Source organism: Bradyrhizobium sp. LeoA1Lang (genome assembly GCF_055413685.1).
Map to the genome: position 1 here is coordinate 1 of NZ_JBVAPG010000409.1, position 1,256 is coordinate 1,256.

1 protein-coding gene is annotated in these 1,256 nt (G+C 61.9%); it reads left to right on the forward strand.

The genetic code is table 11. The features are described 5' to 3' along the window. Positions 1 to 59: 59 nt before the first annotated feature. A protein-coding gene (locus tag ACZYOF_RS43830; protein WP_463719595.1) for an IS3 family transposase occupies positions 60 to 1,228 on the forward strand; the annotation gives its coding sequence in 2 pieces (ribosomal slippage) (positions 60 to 348 and positions 348 to 1,228; 1,170 coding nt in all). Positions 1,229 to 1,256 lie beyond the last annotated feature (28 nt).

A 1,256-nucleotide genomic window follows, 5' to 3' on the forward strand; every position in this document is an offset into this window, starting at 1 on the left:
TGAACCTCCTCCGAATGAGTGGACACCTGTAGTAGGCTCATTGAGCCCGGAGGTGTTGAATGGAACGTCAACGTCGGTCATTTACCGAAGAATACAAGCGCCAGACCGTCGAGCTGGTGTTGTCGAGCGGGCGCTCGGTCACGTCGGTTGCCAAGGAGCTTGGTCTGCGCGACTCGGTGCTGCGGCGCTGGGTGGATAAGGTTCGGCAGGAGCCGACATCGGCGGCGTGGCGCCCCACCACGCAGGCGACGCCGATGTCGGCGGACCAGGCTTCGGAACTCGCCCGGCTGCGCCAGGAGAACGAGCGGCTCCGCATGGAGCGCGACATTTTAAAAAAGTCGATCGCGATCTTTGCCGGAACCCGGACATGAGCTTCCGCTTCATCGAAGATCACCGCGAGGCTTATCCGGTGCGGCTGATGTGTGCCGTGCTCGAGGTTTCCCCGGCCGGTTATTACGCTTGGCGCGATCGTCTGGAGAGCGGCCGCGCAATCTCCAATTCTGTGCTGCTGGCCGAGATCCGGCAGGTCCATCGTGAGAGCGGCCAGCGCTATGGTAGTCCGCGGGTCCATGCCGTCCTGCGGATGCAGGGACGTGGTGCCAGCCGCGGCCGGATTGAACGGCTGATGCGACGGCATGGTATTCGCGCGATCATGTCGCCGCCACGTCGAGTCCGCACCACCGACAGTTGTCACGATCTGCCAATCGCGCCGAACCTGGTCGCGCGCGACTTCACTGCCGCAGCCCCCAATCGGGTCTGGCTCGCCGATATCACCTACGTCCCGACCGCGGAGGGCTGGCTGTACCTGGCGGCCGTCATGGACCTCTTCAGCCGAAAGATCGTCGGTTGGGCGATGCGAGACCACATGCGGGTCGAACTCGTCTCCTCCGCGCTGACGATGGCGATCCGCCAGCAGCGGCCCGCTGCAGGACTGATCCATCATTCCGATCGCGGCGTACAATACGCCTCGCAAGACTATCGTGCGATCCTGTCGGCTGCCGGAATCGCAGGATCAATGAGCCGCAAAGCCAACTGCTACGACAATGCCCCGATGGAGAGCTTCTTCCACACTCTCAAGACCGAGCTCGTTCATCATCGTCAATACCAAACCCGCCTCGAGGCCCAGCGCGACATCTTCGCCTTCATCGAAGGCTTCTACAATCGAACGAGGCTCCATTCCGCCATCGGATATGTCGCGCCGATCGAGATGGAGCTAAAAGCTGCTTAAACCCGTCCACTTTTTCGGGGGAAGATCA